Source organism: Brevibacillus sp. SIMBA_040 (genome assembly GCF_046535075.1).
Taxonomy (GTDB): Bacteria; Bacillota; Bacilli; order Brevibacillales; family Brevibacillaceae; genus Brevibacillus.
Genome location: NZ_JAWRXI010000098.1, coordinates 1 through 336, shown reverse-complemented (window position 1 = coordinate 336; position 336 = coordinate 1). Strand labels below are relative to the sequence as shown.

Here is a 336-nt window from a genome sequence, read left to right as displayed (position 1 = left end):
CTATCGTCCCGCGAACGCATGGGTGAAGAGCTTTCGGCAATGGTTGAAAGCCTTGTGGATCGACTCATGGAGGAGGGCAACGAGTCGATTGAACAGTCCCGATCAGCCTTTGATTTGGAGCGTTTAGAGCTCCAGGCGCAGATCGCCAGCCTGCAAACCGAACTGATCGCAGCGCGTAGGCAGCTCGACACTCAGCAAGCAGCCATTGAGGCTCAAACTGCTGACCTAAAAACCACGCAGTCCTCGCTCCAGGCAGAGCTGACACGCAATGCCGGACTTAATCAACGCTGTACTGACCTAGAAGCCTTGGTCAGTGACCGGGATAAACAGATCCAC

1 protein-coding gene is annotated in these 336 nt (G+C 55.1%); it reads left to right on the top strand.

All coding sequences use genetic code 11. From position 1 onward, the window contains the following. The coding region (locus tag SB752_RS32125; RefSeq protein ID WP_410719457.1) for a hypothetical protein at positions 1 to 336 on the top strand (336 nt) is incomplete at both ends.